13 protein-coding genes are annotated in these 14,452 nt (G+C 34.4%); 8 read left to right on the plus strand and 5 right to left on the minus strand.

What is annotated here, in order from left to right:
- Positions 1–206 precede the first annotated feature (206 nt).
- From NST00_RS06010 to NST00_RS06025, 4 genes are all read left to right on the plus strand, one after another.
- Entirely contained in the window at positions 207–587 is a 381-nt protein-coding gene (locus NST00_RS06010; RefSeq protein WP_016837886.1) for a GntR family transcriptional regulator, read from the plus strand.
- A 12-nt stretch (positions 588–599) separates the two neighbouring features.
- Positions 600–1,700 (plus strand): DUF1648 domain-containing protein, encoded by a 1,101-nt coding sequence (locus tag NST00_RS06015; RefSeq protein ID WP_340709750.1) that lies wholly within the window; start codon positions 600–602, stop codon positions 1,698–1,700.
- A gap of 123 nt (positions 1,701–1,823) precedes the next feature.
- Complete coding sequence (locus tag NST00_RS06020; RefSeq protein WP_340709751.1) at positions 1,824–3,530, plus strand: glycosyltransferase family 4 protein; 1,707 nt, start codon at positions 1,824–1,826, stop codon at positions 3,528–3,530.
- 28 nt (positions 3,531–3,558) lie between these two features.
- A complete protein-coding gene (locus NST00_RS06025) occupies positions 3,559–4,668 on the plus strand; it encodes a glycosyltransferase (protein WP_096552256.1) in 1,110 nt (369 codons plus the stop codon).
- A 74-nt stretch (positions 4,669–4,742) separates the two neighbouring features.
- On the opposite strand, the gene NST00_RS06030 is transcribed toward NST00_RS06025, so the two are convergent.
- A complete protein-coding gene (locus tag NST00_RS06030; protein WP_016837882.1) occupies positions 4,743–4,952 on the minus strand; it encodes a hypothetical protein in 210 nt (69 codons plus the stop codon).
- A 185-nt stretch (positions 4,953–5,137) separates the two neighbouring features.
- Positions 5,138–6,415 carry a nucleotide sugar dehydrogenase gene (locus tag NST00_RS06035; RefSeq protein WP_168412223.1) on the minus strand — a complete coding sequence of 426 codons (1,278 nt, stop codon included), beginning with the start codon at positions 6,413–6,415 and terminating at the stop codon, positions 5,138–5,140.
- 214 nt (positions 6,416–6,629) lie between these two features.
- Between NST00_RS06035 and NST00_RS06040 the strand changes: the two genes are divergently transcribed.
- From NST00_RS06040 to NST00_RS06050, 3 genes are all read left to right on the plus strand, one after another.
- Complete coding sequence (locus NST00_RS06040) at positions 6,630–7,601, plus strand: glycosyltransferase family protein (RefSeq protein WP_016837880.1); 972 nt, start codon at positions 6,630–6,632, stop codon at positions 7,599–7,601.
- A 90-nt stretch (positions 7,602–7,691) separates the two neighbouring features.
- Positions 7,692–8,798, plus strand: coding sequence for a DegT/DnrJ/EryC1/StrS family aminotransferase (locus NST00_RS06045; protein ID WP_016837879.1), 1,107 nt, complete (start codon positions 7,692–7,694; stop codon positions 8,796–8,798).
- Positions 8,795–9,748: a Gfo/Idh/MocA family protein gene (locus NST00_RS06050; RefSeq protein WP_016837878.1), complete on the plus strand. Its 954-nt coding sequence runs from the start codon at positions 8,795–8,797 to the stop codon at positions 9,746–9,748. Before NST00_RS06045 ends, NST00_RS06050 begins: the two co-directional genes overlap by 4 nt.
- An 80-nt stretch (positions 9,749–9,828) precedes the next feature.
- On the opposite strand, the gene NST00_RS06055 is transcribed toward NST00_RS06050, so the two are convergent.
- On the minus strand, positions 9,829–10,548 hold the full coding sequence (locus tag NST00_RS06055; protein WP_016837877.1) for a DapH/DapD/GlmU-related protein: 720 nt from the start codon (positions 10,546–10,548) through the stop codon (positions 9,829–9,831).
- Positions 10,549–10,641: 93 nt separating this feature from the next.
- On the minus strand, positions 10,642–11,751 hold the full coding sequence (locus NST00_RS06060) for a tetratricopeptide repeat-containing glycosyltransferase family 2 protein (protein WP_016837876.1): 1,110 nt from the start codon (positions 11,749–11,751) through the stop codon (positions 10,642–10,644).
- A gap of 217 nt (positions 11,752–11,968) precedes the next feature.
- Between NST00_RS06060 and NST00_RS06065 the strand changes: the two genes are divergently transcribed.
- A complete protein-coding gene (locus tag NST00_RS06065; protein WP_339287953.1) occupies positions 11,969–12,112 on the plus strand; it encodes a hypothetical protein in 144 nt (47 codons plus the stop codon).
- 842 nt (positions 12,113–12,954) lie between these two features.
- On the opposite strand, the gene rlmD is transcribed toward NST00_RS06065, so the two are convergent.
- Entirely contained in the window at positions 12,955–14,328 is a 1,374-nt protein-coding gene (rlmD, locus tag NST00_RS06070) for a 23S rRNA (uracil(1939)-C(5))-methyltransferase RlmD (protein ID WP_340709752.1), read from the minus strand.
- Positions 14,329–14,452: the final 124 nt, after the last annotated feature.

The raw sequence follows: 14,452 nt of genomic DNA on the forward strand, positions 1-14,452 counted from the left end.
TCAATTAAGCAGGGAAATTCGTCAAATGGGTTCAAGTATTCGCAACTTTCGGCAAAAATATTGTCTAGGAAAAATATATCTATAAGTCCGAGAAGTCATGCTTTTTAGCAATTAGTCAATTTTTAATTACTAAGAAATAAAAATTTGTTATACACAAAGTAGAACAATTTTGTTATAATAAATGTAGAACAGATTGGGGTGAGGATATGATCATTAGAATTGAACCAGATTCAGATATACCAATTTATATTCAATTAACGAATCAAATTATTGAAGGGATTGCGAAAGGTGATTTAAAACCAGGGGAATTTCTTCCGTCTGTTCGTGCTTTTGCAGCGGATTTGGGGGTGAATATGCATACAGTCAATAAAAGTTATCACGAATTAGAAAAAAAAGGGATTATCGAAATTGTGCCAAAATCAGGTGCGGTCATAAAGAGACATTCCCATATAGATCAAGAAGCATATGAAAGGCTTTATCAGATGCTTAAGCCTCAAATTGCTGAAGGGCTTGTATTAGGGATAGAGAAAGAAGAATTGGTGGATTTAATTGAGAAAATTATAAATGAAATGAAAAAAAATCCTTAAAGGAGGATTGCAATGGCATTATTAATTTCATTGACTATTTTACTGTTTTTAGGGGTTATTCAAGCGATTGTGCCATATTTAGTTAAAAGAACAGTTGTTTTTGGAGTAATGATTCCTGAACAACATATAAAAGATGATTATGTCGTATCTTATAAAAAACAATATTCTATATGGGCCTTAATTTTTTCTTTATTAATGATATTAATGTTTTGCTCATGGATAAGTCTAAAAAATCCTTCTGATGAATTATTGATTTTAGTATGCACTGTCATTGAATTTGGAATTATTTTTGTAAATTTAGCATTATTCTATTACTTCCGAGAAAAAATGAAACAATATAAAGAAGAAATGCAGTGGACGAAACAAATGAAACAAGTGTCAGTAGTTGATGTATCTGTTCGTTCAGAAGATCATTTGCCACCATGGTTTATTTATTTATTCCCAATGGTTATTACTATTGGATTAATAGTTTATACGCTTTATCAATATGATTTATTGCCAAATCAAATTCCAACTCATTGGGGACTGAATGGAGAGCCAGATGCCTTTACTGAAAAAACACCTTTGACTGCTATTCAAATGTTGCTATTTTTACTGTTGCTTCAATTGATGTTTTTGGGAATACAAATAGGAATGAAATTTTCTGGAATTAAGCTGAGTGCCACAAACTTGACTGCTTCGAAAAATCGTCAATTAACATTAAGAAAATCAACTAGCTGGTTTTCGTTTTACACTGTATTGTTATTAACAATGTTGTTTTCATTCTTCCAATTGACGACCATTCATCCGGAATTGTTCGGCGATTCAATATTGAAAACGATTTTGCCTTTTGGATTTTTATTTTTGATTTTAGCTGGAACAATTGGCCTTGTAGTAAAGGTAGGTCGTTCGGATAAAACGCCACCAGCATCGTTAGAAAAGGGAATTATGGATGTGAATGATGATCAATATTGGAAAGCAGGTTTGTTTTATTTTAATAAAAATGACCCATCGATTTTCGTCGAGAAACGATTTGGTGTAGGGTGGACGATTAATTTAGCTAACCCAATTGGTTTCCTTATTCTTATTGTCCCAATAGTGATTATTCTTATTATTACATTGTTGATCAATTAATTAAGATATCAAGTCATACTCGTTAATAGGGTATGACTTTTTTTAATCGTTAGATGATATTCACTTTAACGTCAAACCTACATAAAATACTGTGGAACGAACTATGTGATGAAGGTGAAAACGTTGATACAAAAACTTAGATCCCTGGAGTTCCAACATCGATTAGCACGTGTTTCTCATGCGTTTGAGCAAAACGTAACAAAGCATGATGAAAAAAAAGAAATGCTTCATATTGTTTACGTTATGACCCATACAGGTGTCTCAGGCGGTGCAAAAATTATATTTGAACATGCAAACAGACTTACACGGCTTGGAGCAAAAGTTACAATCGTTGCTCATTATGAAAAGCCGGCTTGGTTTCCGATTGAAGCAGATTATATTAAAGTTCCTTTTGATTTAGAATTAGCGAAAGGCATTCCAGACTGCGACTTGATTGTAGCGACTTACTGGGATCATATTCAACCATGTATTGAAACAGGTATTGCCCCAGTTGTTTATTTTGAACAAGGTGATTTTCATTTATTTGATTACGACAACATGAATCAAACATTAAAGAATTTTATTCAGAAACAATTTCAATTACCTTCTTTTATTTATACTGTTTCTCAACAAGCTGCTGATTTAATTGAAGCTATTTATGGCAGAGAAGCGAAAGTATATCCCAATGCAGTTGATGAACATATTTTTACTCGTGAAGGCCATCGGGAGGAAGGAGAGCATCCATATTTATTAATGGTAGGAGGAGAAAGAACTGCGTTTAAAGGAATCTCCTATATTATGGATGCTTATGAAAAGCTCAAAAATGAAATTGCACTTGATTTATATTGGATTACACCTGAAACACCGTCAGAAAAAATGAAACAAAGAGTAACGAAGTATTTTGTTAGTCCAACACAAGAAAAGATTGCTTCTTTATATCGAGGTGCTGCTTTATATGTATCTGGCTCTACTTATGAAAGCTTTTCCTTGCCTCCACTAGAGGCGATGGCATGTGGATGTCCAGTTGTAACGACGGATAACAAAGGGGCATTAGAATATGCAGTACATCAAAAAAATGCATTAATTTGCCGTATGAAGGATTCAGAAGATATGGGGGAAAAAATTAAAGAATTGCTTACAAACCAAGAATTGAAGGAAAAGTTAATTCATAACGGATTAGAGACGGCAAAGCAATATAACTGGAATAAAATTATTGGAAATATTTTCCATTATTATCGAGAAATTGCATCCTTTAAAGTTCAACCACGAAATAAATTAAGCGATTGGAATATCGTGATTCATCAAGAAAATTGTTTCAAACATGAAGATTATAAGAGATTAGAAAAATTCCTCCTTGTTACAAATGCTGATATTGTGAAAGTACCTGTCATTTATCAAATCGATAAAATTCCTACAATTGCACGATGGGAAGTAGCAGCAGTTCGAAAAGAGGTTGAAGATGGCTTGGTAGAAACATGTTTTTGTCCTGTACGTCCAGATAATAAGTTTCAACTCTATAATCTGAAGGGTTATCAGTCTTTTCTTTTAAAACTATTTGAGCAAGCGTTAGAAGAATTTTTGGCGTTACAGAAAAACGGAGATGAGAAGGAGCAAGCCGTAGCTGAAAAATGGGTTATATTGACGTTAATGAGATTGCAAAGAAAAGAAGAAGCAAAGAGAAGATTAAAAGAATTAATGACAAAACATCCATATAATGCAGATTTATATAAATTATCTCTTCTATTGGAAGGAAAGGATAAGGACAATTTAAAACCGATTTACAACCTTAAAATATTAGGTGATGCCACATCCTATCCCGAATTTTTCTTTAACATTGTTTCAACAGTATAGGGGGATAAATTAGGAAAGAGGTGGACAGATGATCAGTGTCATTTTACCAGTCTATAATGCTGGTCATTATGTAAAAGATTCGATTGCTAGTATATTGCAGCAAACTGAAAGGAATATTGAGTTAATCGTAGTGAATGATGGTTCGACGGACAATAGTGAAGAGATTATATTGTCATTTAATGATGAACGGATACGTTATGTAAAGCACGAGACCAACAAAGGAGTTGCCGCTGCCTTTAATGAAGGATTAAAAATTGCTAAGGGTGATTATATTACTTTTCATGGCGCAGATGATTTGTCTTTGCCCAATCGATTTGAGCGATTATTAGCTGAATTTTGCTGTGAGCAAATTGGGTATGTTCATTCCGATATGTTGCTTATTACGGAACATAATTCTCCTTTTAGTTATTGGCAAGCTGCAAATATTTCTCCGAATGATATTTATTCATTTTTCCTTAATGTTGGTACCCCATTTAATAATGGAACCATCCTATTTAGAAGGGAAGCTGTAGAGCATATTTATTTTGATGAAAGCATCAAAGTTGGTTCCGATACAGATTTTATCTTAAAAGTGGCGAAAGAAAAATGGCGTTCTTCCCATGTTCCTGAACCGTTGTATATCTATAGAAGACATCAAGCAAATATTACGAAGAATAGAAGTTATGAAGAATTAGCGAGGCATATCCGTTTAAATATTCAAGATGAAGATTTGATGAGTCTTAACGAAGTCAATGAAAAAGGAGAGGAAAACAATTTATTAACAGCAAAATTGATTGCAGGGCTTGCCTTATCACGAAGATGGATGAAACAAGAGGGATTTTCTCTCTTTCATGAGGCAATACCATTAGTTAAAACAGAAAGGGATCGTCACTTTTTTGAAGGAATGAAGGGGTTAGTTGAAAATAATTATAGGCATGCTGTCCATCATTTTCAGCAAATTACGGATCGCAATCATATTGAGGAGAATTATCTTGGGGAAGCGTTTCTCCATATGAAGAATTATAATACGGCCTATGAGCACTTTATAAAAGCACTGCAACTATCACCAAACTATCATACGCCTGTGAAAAATTTAAAAATCATTGGCATATTGAAAGGGTATAATATTATTGATAAACATGTGGATCATTTCAGATAAAAATAGTTTTTAATAAAAAAGAGCGAATGGAAGGAAACGATGAAAAATTTCCCCTTCGCTCTTTTTTTTAAAGGTTAGACAGATCTAACATCTACTCGTGCAGATAGAGTATCCACAAGTGCAGATAAAGATTCAACTTGTGCGGATAATGTTTCTACTTGTGCGGATAATGTTTCTACTTGTGCGAATTGCGTTTTAACATGTGCGGATAATGCTGCTACTTGAGCGGATAAAGTTCCCGCTTGTGCGGTTAGCGTATCAACATGTGCGGATAGTATTCCCACTTGTGCAGATGTTACTTCTACTTGTGCAGATAGTGCATCTACTCGTGCGGATAGAGTATCACATGAGCGGATAATTCTGCTACTAGTGCGGATAGTACTCCTCCTCGTACGGAAAGAGTTCGTACTGTACAGAAACGTTTTCGTTAGTGCAGGATCCTCCTTCTACAGAAGCAGCTTATGTCGTTTTACTGTACACCAATTCCTCGATATTTCATTCCTAAACTCTCAATCTTTTTCTGATTGAGAGCATTTCTTCCATCTAAAACGAATTGACAGTTTGGGAAGAGTTCAAATTTAAAATCTCTATATTGATCATGAAAAGCTTGAAGAATGATAGAATCAATCTTTTCACGATTTTCTATAGAAAAAGGCTTTACTTGAAAAGCAGCAATTTCTTCTGCAGTGTAAAGAGGATCGTCAACATATACTGTAGAACCTCTTTTTTTCAATTCATTTGCAAGCAGAAGAGTAGAAGATTTTGTAGTTTCTTTCACATTTTCTCGGAATGAAAGTCCTAAAATGAGAATGTTTTTATTTTCAAGAGTTGAGAAATATTCTTCCACTTGATCAACAGCATATTTAGCCATTTTGTCATTTATTTCCCTTGAAAGAGGTACCAGTCCATCACTTAAACCATTGTTAATAAAAAAGTAAGGATAAACCGGAATACAATGGCCGCCTACTCCGACACCAGGAAAGTGAAGATGGGAAAAAGGCTGGCTATTTGCTGCTTGAATTACTTCCTTAATGTTAACTCCTAATGAGTCAGCATATACAGCCAGTTCGTTCGCTAATGCAATATTAACATCACGGTAAACGGATTCAGCTACTTTTGTAAATTCAGCGGTCTCTAAATTGCTGACAGGCATGATGTCACAGTTTAAAGCTTTTTTATAAAAGGATATGACTAATTCTAGACTTTTTTCGTTATCACCGCTGACCACTTTTGGATAGTTAGAAAGGTCTTGAATAATACGATTTGAGTAAACTCTTTCAGGACTATAGCCTAAATGGAAATCCGTTCCTAATGTTAATCCTGAAAGCTCGGCGATTCTTTTGCCAAAACGGTTTCTAGTATCTCCAGCAGGTAATGTTGTTTCAAAAATAACTAGCGTTCCTTTACGAATCCCTTTTCCGATATCTTCTACAGCTGAGTCAATGAATTCATAGTTGATTGTTCCTTGTTCATTTACTAATACGGGTACAATGACAATAACCACATCAGATTGTTTCACTGCTTTAGTCGTATCAACTGTGGCTCGAAATGTCCCCGCTTTCCATGCTTCATATAATAGCTGATCTAATCCTGGTTCATTTTGAATATGTGAAATTCCTCTATTCACAGTTTCAATGACTTTTTCGTTTTTATCGGCGCCAATGACATTGAAATGCCCAGAGTTTGCAACAACTGCTGCAAGTGGTAATCCAATTTTACCTAACCCAACAACAGTAACAGTTTTCATACATTCAACTCCTTTTTACCTTAACAACTTTGTAGAGTTCAATCCTAAAAAAACTCTATTTTCTTTCCATCACATAAATCATATGTATAAAAGTTGTCGATGGTGTAAGAGTTTCTCATCTTTTCTCTTTTTTCAGCAAATTTAGTGAGAACGTTTAAACACTTGGTATGAATGAAACATATATTGAATGTTGTGTAGGGTAGGAGGGGGTAAAATGCAAAAAAAACTTAAAATATTAATTCTGATTCGACAATTTACAAAAAATTTTCCGAAGCATAAACATAAATTTGAAACGATCAAAGCGATTGAAAAATTTGCTGATGTTCGATATTGGTACAGGGATGGAAATATTCACGATATTCTAAAACAACTTGATTTTAAACCTGACTTTATTTTCCATTATGATATAGGTTGGGGATACGTATTAGCCCCAAGGATTACAGGACTTCATGAAATAAACATTCCAAAAGGTTGTTATGTAATTGATACACATTATTCACCTGCAGAAAGACGAAAATATTTCGAACAAAATAAAATCGATTTGATTTTTTCTGCAACGAAATCTTCTTTTTTGAAAACTCATGCAAAATATAAAGATAAATTCAGATGGTTGCCTTTTTCTATTGATCCAACTATTTTTAAAGATTGGCAATTAGAAAAAGACATCGACTTCTTATTAATTGGACAATTGTATGACAGAACAAAAAAAACAGGGTATCAATCAATGACGCCAAAAGGGAAATATCCATTTAGAGAAGCGGTATTGGAGAAATTGAGGGGAGAGAAAGGATTTGTCTTTCATCCTCACCCAGGCCATAATGCTTCTTCCAATGCTTTAGTAAATGAGAAATATGCAAAAGAATTGAATCGTGCGAAAATCTTCTTTACTTGTGGCTCGAGATTACAATATCCTGTCTTGAAATATTTTGAGGCTCCAGCTTGTAAAACCCTTCTCCTTGCAGAACCTGTACCTGATATCTTGGAATTGGGATTTAAAGATGGAGAGAATTTTGTTGCATGTAATCAATCTAATTTCTATGAAAAGGCTATGTATTATTTAAAAAATGAAAAAGAGCGCAAAAGAATCACGGAAAACGGCTATCAATTTATTCATACAAAACATACAAATGATGTCAGGGCAAAAGAATTTGTCCAAGAGGTGCAAAAATTTTTAGACAAATTGTAAAAGTACAATCAGTTTCAATGGATTTTGCATAGTATAACGTTTAACATCCTTTAAAAACATTTCTAACTTTTAAGAGTTGGAGGAATCAAATTGAATATTCCCTTGATTGACTTAAAAAAAGAGTATGAGATGTATGGAAAAAATATTGAAAAAGCTGTTATCGAAGTAATGCAAAGTGGTTCTTATATTCTAGGAAATAAAGTAATGCAATTTGAAAATGAGATTGCAAATTACTTAGGAGTTCAATTTGCTGTAGGTGTAGCAAATGGTACGGATGCACTGCTTCTAGCTCTCGAAGCACTGGATATAGGTGAAGGAGATGAAGTGATTACTTCGCCGTTTACTTTTTTTGCTACTGCAGAAGTTATTGCAAAAGTTGGTGCAAAGCCTGTATTTGTTGATATAGAACCGAATACCTATAACATCGATGTGAATAAAATCGAAAAAGCGATTACGGAAAATACAAAAGCGATTATCGTTGTTCACCTGTTCGGTATGGCAGCAGAGATGGATGAGATTATGAAGATTGCTTCGAAATATAAGTTAAAAGTGATTGAAGATGCTTGTCAGGCAATAGGAACGGAATATAAAGGTAAACGAGTTGGTGGTATTGGTGATATTGGCTGCTTTTCCTTTTTCCCAACGAAAAATTTAGGTGCATTTGGGGATGGAGGATTAGTTGTAACAAACAATCCAGATATTTTTGAGAAAATTTGTTTTTTACGCAATCACGGCAGCAAAGAAAGATATGTTCATACATCAATAGGGATGAACAGTAGATTAGATGAAATACAAGCTGCAATTTTAATAGAAAAACTTAAATATTTAGATATGTTTATATTTAAGAGAATGACTGTTGCTAACAAGTATACCCAAGAACTTAATCATTTGAAACGAAAGCCGCCGCAATATACAGATAGGAGCCATACGTATCATCAATATTGTATTGAAGTAGATGAAAGGGACCAACTTATAAACTTTTTAAAACAAAAGGGAATTGCCACTGGAATCTATTATCCTATTCCGTTGCATTTACAAAAAGCCCTTCAGTACCTTCAATATCAACAAGGGGATTTCCCTGTTTCAGAGAAGGTGGCAAAACATATTTTAGCACTTCCAATTAATCCTACGATTACTGTAACAGAACAGGAATATATTATTAAAGCTATGAAAGAGTTTGCAGGTGTTTCATCATGAGTTTAGTAAGAGTTGGTGTCGTAGGTACTGGAAAGATGGGTTTTTTTCACTGTTCAAAATTAAAGCAAATGAAAAATGTGAACTTTATCGGAATTTATGATACAGATATGAATAGGGCAAAAAAGATTAGTAAAGCCTTTCAAGTTAAAGCGTTCAATACTTATACTGAACTATTGAAAAATATTGATGCGGTCATTATCGCGACACCTACACCATTTCACTTTTCATTAGCAGCAGAAGCGATTGTTCACAATAAACATGTATTTGTTGAAAAACCAATTACAATGACGGTAGAAGAAGCAGATAAAATTAAAGCGCTTCTGAAAAATAAAAATCTTAAATTTCAAGTAGGGCATATTGAACGGTTTAATCCAGCTATAAGGCGAATTCATGACTATATTCGCCCTGAACAAATTATGAATATTGAAGCAAGAAGACTTGCTTATTCAGATAGAATAAAAGATACAGATGTTGTATTGGATGTTATGATTCATGATATTGATATTATTTTGAGCATAATTAAAAGTCCGATTAAACGAATCTCAGCAGAGGGGATTCGTTTACGTGATGCTGTGAAGTATGACACCGTTTCAGCAATACTTCTGTTTGAAAATGGAATTGTCGCAAATTTATTAGCAAGTAATATATCTCATGAAAAGGTGAGAGAACTTATTATTTATGAGAAAGAAAAAGTGATTAAAACGGATTATTTAATGAGACAGCAACAACTTGTCATGAATGAATTAAATAATCATTCTACAGTTCCAGTCGGAACAGAGACCGTTATTGCTAATATTGCCCTACCTTATTCCGATCCATTACTGGAAGAGCTTCTACATTTTATTGACTGTATCTATTCAGATACAAAGCCGCTTATCGGCGTTGAGGAAGGAAGAGCGGCGGTAGAGGTTGCATTGAAAATTAAACAAAGTTTAATAGATTCACAATAAAAAAGAAATGTATAACTCTTTATGATGATGGTAAAAGAGTTATACATTTTTTTAGTTGTTATAAATATATGAATTTCTCTTTACTTTTCTGCATCGTTAGAATTTATTTTTGAAATTTTTTTAGCAGGCACGCCGACAACTGTTTCATTTGGCTGAACGTCTTTTGTTACTACGGAACCAGCACCGACTATAGCGTTTTCGCCAATAGTTACATTTGGTAGAAGGGTAGCGTTATTTCCAATTTTCGCTCCTTTTTTAATATGCGCTCCTTTTAATTCATACGGTTTTAACCCCATGTATTTATCATTTGACATAGACACACATGGACCGATAAAAACATCATCCTCTAAAATGGTATCACCAGTTATATAGGCCAAGGTTTGTATTGTACATCTTTTCCCAATTGACGTATTTAGCTCAACAATAGCACCTCTGCCAATAACTGTTTGGCTGCCGATTGTTGAATTCTCTCGAATGCTAGCATGGTCAGCAACAAAAACGTGGTCTGCAATCTCTGAGCCAGCGTAAATCGTTACATTATTTCCGATTTTTGTATTTTCTCCGATGATTAGATGAGGCTGTTTCACATTGGATGCCCTCATTTTTTGATTTCCGCTTTTTTTGACCCCTAAAACACAATTGGACCCAATGATTACATTGTCACCAATAATCGTGTTTTTTAGGATTACTGTATGATGTCCAATCGTAACATTTTCTCCGATTGTGACCCCTTCTTCAATTACCACATGTTGCCCAAGTTTAATGCTTTCAGGTAGTTGAGGTTGCCCCAGTTTGCTCATCCTTTCATTTTTGTTTTTGGAAATAGGGCTTTTCGTTTTCTAACTTCGAATTAATCGAAAATAAGGAAATTCACCTTCAATATTTTAGACTTACTATTTAACGCTATCTTTCCTATTTTGATTTTTTAAGTAGCTTTGAAAAAATTCTTCATTATATAAAACTTTCGGATCATTTGGGATATATTGTTTCGTCAATTCGTGGTGTTTAATTGATTCTTCAACATTTCCTAATTGCCAATAGCAAACGCATAGAGCGAGATGCGGATACCAGGTTGTGTAAGAAGTATGGTGAAAGCCGCCTGTTTTTTTATGTTTCATCTTCACAGCCAACTGATACCAAAACAAAGCGGTTTTGAAGTCTTTTCTTGCTTGGAAGATGTCTCCGATGCGGCAGCAGGCCTCAGATCTCGGTTCATCATAGTTAAACGTTTTAAAGAGAGCCATCAATTCATTCTCTTTTTCTCCGAGACGAGCATAACAGTCGGCCATATATATACAAGCTCGAATATTATCTTCTATCCAACCTTTTTTGCCATCTAAAAATTCTTGATAATAAATAATCGCTTTATTGTATTGTTTATGATCTTTAAGCTCATTGGCATAATAAAACAAATCTCTTGGTGAAAACTCTTCTCCATTTTTGATGCGATTTTCATAAATTCTTAGGTTTCTGCCGATTGATTGAGTATCCACTTTTTTCTCTCTCTTTTTATGATGGATGGAAATGTCCGCTTCCAATATATTTCCGTGAACAGCAAGATATTCGTGTACTGGTCCAATCCATTTAAATCCTTTGCTTCGTTTCACAAGGCGGTTTCTTCGGTAATGGAAGGTTGGATTTCCATTTCCGTCTGTAGCGGCAATATAGTTCATGGAGACAGCATCAATATTGCTATTAAGGTTTTTTTTCAGCTTTTTAAACTTTTTTTGCTCTTCTGGAAGAATAACATCATCAGCATCTAACCAGAGAATATAATCTTTTGTTGCAAGACTGAATGAATAGTTTCTCGCTGCTGAAAAGTCATCAATCCAAGTAAAGTCATATATTTTATCTGTAAATTTACTTGCGATTTCTTTTGTTCTATCTGTCGAACCCGTATCGACAATGATGATTTCATCACAAATATCTTCTACACTTGATAAACAATTTGCCAAAACCTCTTCTTCATTTTTGACAATCATGCAAAGACTGATCGTCGGCATTTATACACCCCTCTACTAATCGAAATAACTATTTATATATATATGTAGCTTTAAATAATTCGGAACTTACGAACGAAAGGTGTAATAAATAAAAAAAGGAAAATGGTGATTGCAGCCCATCGAAATTTTCCTTATTGGGTAAGTAAAATTGCAATAGCTAATAAATGTAAAGCATAATGAGTGGAAGTTATCGAGGGAAAGTATAAGGAGAATTTTTATGGGGAAAGTGGAAGAAGAGCGATTAAGAATTTTAATCTGTTTAAATGCCAAAGCCAAAAATTTGCTCTTGCAGAGATGGGATAATAGTCAAATTCAAAGAAATAATAGCCAATTCGCCAGAGATAATAGTCAATCCAGATAAAATAATAGCCAAAGCCAAAAATTCGCATCATCAGAGATGGGATAATAGTCAAATCCAAAGAGATAATAGCCAACTCGTCCGAGATAATAGTCAACCTAGATAAAATAATAGTCAAATCCAAAGAGATAATAGCCAACTCGTCCGAGATAATAGTCAACCTAGATAAAATAATAGCCAAAGCCAAAAATTCGCATCAGCAGAGATGGGATAATAGTCAAAAGCAGTGAGATAATAGCCAATTCGCCAGAGATAATAGTCAATCCAGATAAAATAATAGCCAAAGCCAAAAATTCGCATCATCAGAGATGGGATAATAGTCAAATCCAAAGAGATAATAGCCAACTCGTCCGAGATAATAGTCAACCTAGATAAAATAATAGCCAAAGCCAAAAATTCGCATCAGCAGAGATGGGATAATAGTCAAAAGCAGTGAGATAATAGCCAACTCGTCCGAGATAATAGTCAACCCAAATAAAATAATAGCCAAAGCCAAAAATTCGCATCAGCAGAGATGGGATAATAGTCAAATCCAAAGAGATAATAGCCAACTCGTCCGAGATAATAGTCAACCTAGATAAAATAATAGCCAAAGCCAAAAATTCGCATCAGCAGAGATGGGATAATAGTCAACCTCAAAGAAATAATAGCCAACTCGTCCGAGATAATAGTCAATCCAAATAAAATAATAGCCAAATTTTTATGATCTACATATTTCTTTTTCTATGGGGGTCACATTAAACGCGCCGCTTCGTCGCAATTTATTTGTAACGAAAGTGTTAACGTCAGTTAAAAAAGGAGGTGGCTTAAAATTATTTTTCAGCCGTCCTCCCTTTTTCTAGCACTTATTTTTTTAAAGTTAATTTCGATACTATTTCAACCCGAGCTGTCTGAGGGAACATATCAACTGGTTGGATGTATTCAACGGTGTATAGCCTAGATAATTCTTTTAAATCCCTTGCGAAAGTGGATGGGTTGCAAGAAGTATAGACGAATCGTTTTGGTTTAATTTTTAATACGGTTTTAATAAAACTTGGTGCAAGACCAGTACGAGGTGGATCAACCGTTACAACGTCTGGTACAAATCCTTCTTTCGCCCATTTCTTAAGCCACTCTTCTGCTGGACCGTTATAGTATTTGGCATGAGTAAATCCGTGGTTTTGTGCATTTTTTTTAGCATCTTCAATGGACTCAGGAACGATATCCATTCCACGTACTTCTTTTGCATCTTTTGCAAGCCATAAACCGATAGTTCCGACACCACAATAGGCATCTACAACTGTTTCTTTGCCAGTTAACCCCGCGGCTTTTTTGATTTCATCATATAAAACAACGGTTTGTTTTGGATTGAGTTGGAAAAATGCGCGGGAAGATAAATCAAAAGCAAGTTCTCCTAATTTTTCGTGTATCGTCTCTTTGCCATCAAGTACAATGGTATCATCCCCAAAAATCAAGGAAGTTTTTGAAGGGTTGATATTTTGAGTGATGGAAACAATGCTTGAATCCAAATTTTTTATGCCTTGTATTAATTCCGCTTTTTTAGGAATTTCTTTTTTCGTCGTAACAAGGCAAACTTGTGTTTCTCCTGTTTGAATACCTGTACGAACGACAATGGTGCGAACAATTCCTTTTGATTTTCCATCATAGATTGGAATGTTCAGTTTTTGTAAAAGCTTTCGGATGCCGACAGTAATTTTTGTTGTTACAGGATGTTGTACGATGCAATCATTGATATTTAAGAGTTTATTCGTGCCTTCGACGAACAATCCGGCAGAAACATAGCTACCATTTTTTCGTACCTGGAAAGAGCTTTTATTTCGATAATGCCATGGATTGTCCATTCCAATAGTAATACGTATTTCTGCATTTTCAGCAATCTGTGGTACATATTTTTCTAAAGCTTGAATAACGATATCACGCTTTTCTTTTAATTGTCCTTCGTATGATAAGTGTTGTAATTGGCATCCCCCACATTGCTCATAAATTTTGCATGGAGGGGTTATGCGATTTTTTGAAGTTTCTCTAATTCGCACAATTTCCGCCTCGGCAAAATTTTTATGGATTTTTGAAACTTTTGCTGTGACGACTTCACCAGGAAGTGCTCCTTTTACGAATACAACATTCCGCTTGAAAAAGCCGACACCTTCACCATTGATTCCAAGTCGTTTAATTGTTAATGGAAATTTTTGACCGATTTCGATTTGCACTTTTTCAGACATCATTTCACGTCCTTTATTCAATCTTCAAATATTATAGCAATCGAATAAGGATAGGTAAAATTGCATATGTATGATTAGTGCAAGATAATAAATCAAGTTGATTATGTGGATTTTCTCCGAAATA

The organism is Ureibacillus sp. FSL K6-0165, from assembly GCF_038004285.1.
Lineage (GTDB): Bacteria > Bacillota > Bacilli > Bacillales_A > Planococcaceae > Ureibacillus > Ureibacillus thermosphaericus.

Coding starts and splice junctions, on each gene's coding strand:
- NST00_RS06010 (WP_016837886.1), top strand. CDS start 207: ATGATCATTAGAATTGAACCAGATTCAGATATACCAATTTATATTCAA.
- NST00_RS06015 (WP_340709750.1), top strand. CDS start 600: ATGGCATTATTAATTTCATTGACTATTTTACTGTTTTTAGGGGTTATT.
- NST00_RS06025 (WP_096552256.1), top strand. CDS start 3,559: ATGATCAGTGTCATTTTACCAGTCTATAATGCTGGTCATTATGTAAAA.
- NST00_RS06035 (WP_168412223.1), bottom strand. CDS start 6,415: ATGAAAACTGTTACTGTTGTTGGGTTAGGTAAAATTGGATTACCACTT.
- NST00_RS06040 (WP_016837880.1), top strand. CDS start 6,630: ATGCAAAAAAAACTTAAAATATTAATTCTGATTCGACAATTTACAAAA.
- NST00_RS06050 (WP_016837878.1), top strand. CDS start 8,795: ATGAGTTTAGTAAGAGTTGGTGTCGTAGGTACTGGAAAGATGGGTTTT.
- NST00_RS06055 (WP_016837877.1), bottom strand. CDS start 10,548: ATGAGCAAACTGGGGCAACCTCAACTACCTGAAAGCATTAAACTTGGG.
- NST00_RS06060 (WP_016837876.1), bottom strand. CDS start 11,751: ATGCCGACGATCAGTCTTTGCATGATTGTCAAAAATGAAGAAGAGGTT.
- NST00_RS06065 (WP_339287953.1), top strand. CDS start 11,969: ATGGGGAAAGTGGAAGAAGAGCGATTAAGAATTTTAATCTGTTTAAAT.
- rlmD (WP_340709752.1), bottom strand. CDS start 14,328: ATGTCTGAAAAAGTGCAAATCGAAATCGGTCAAAAATTTCCATTAACA.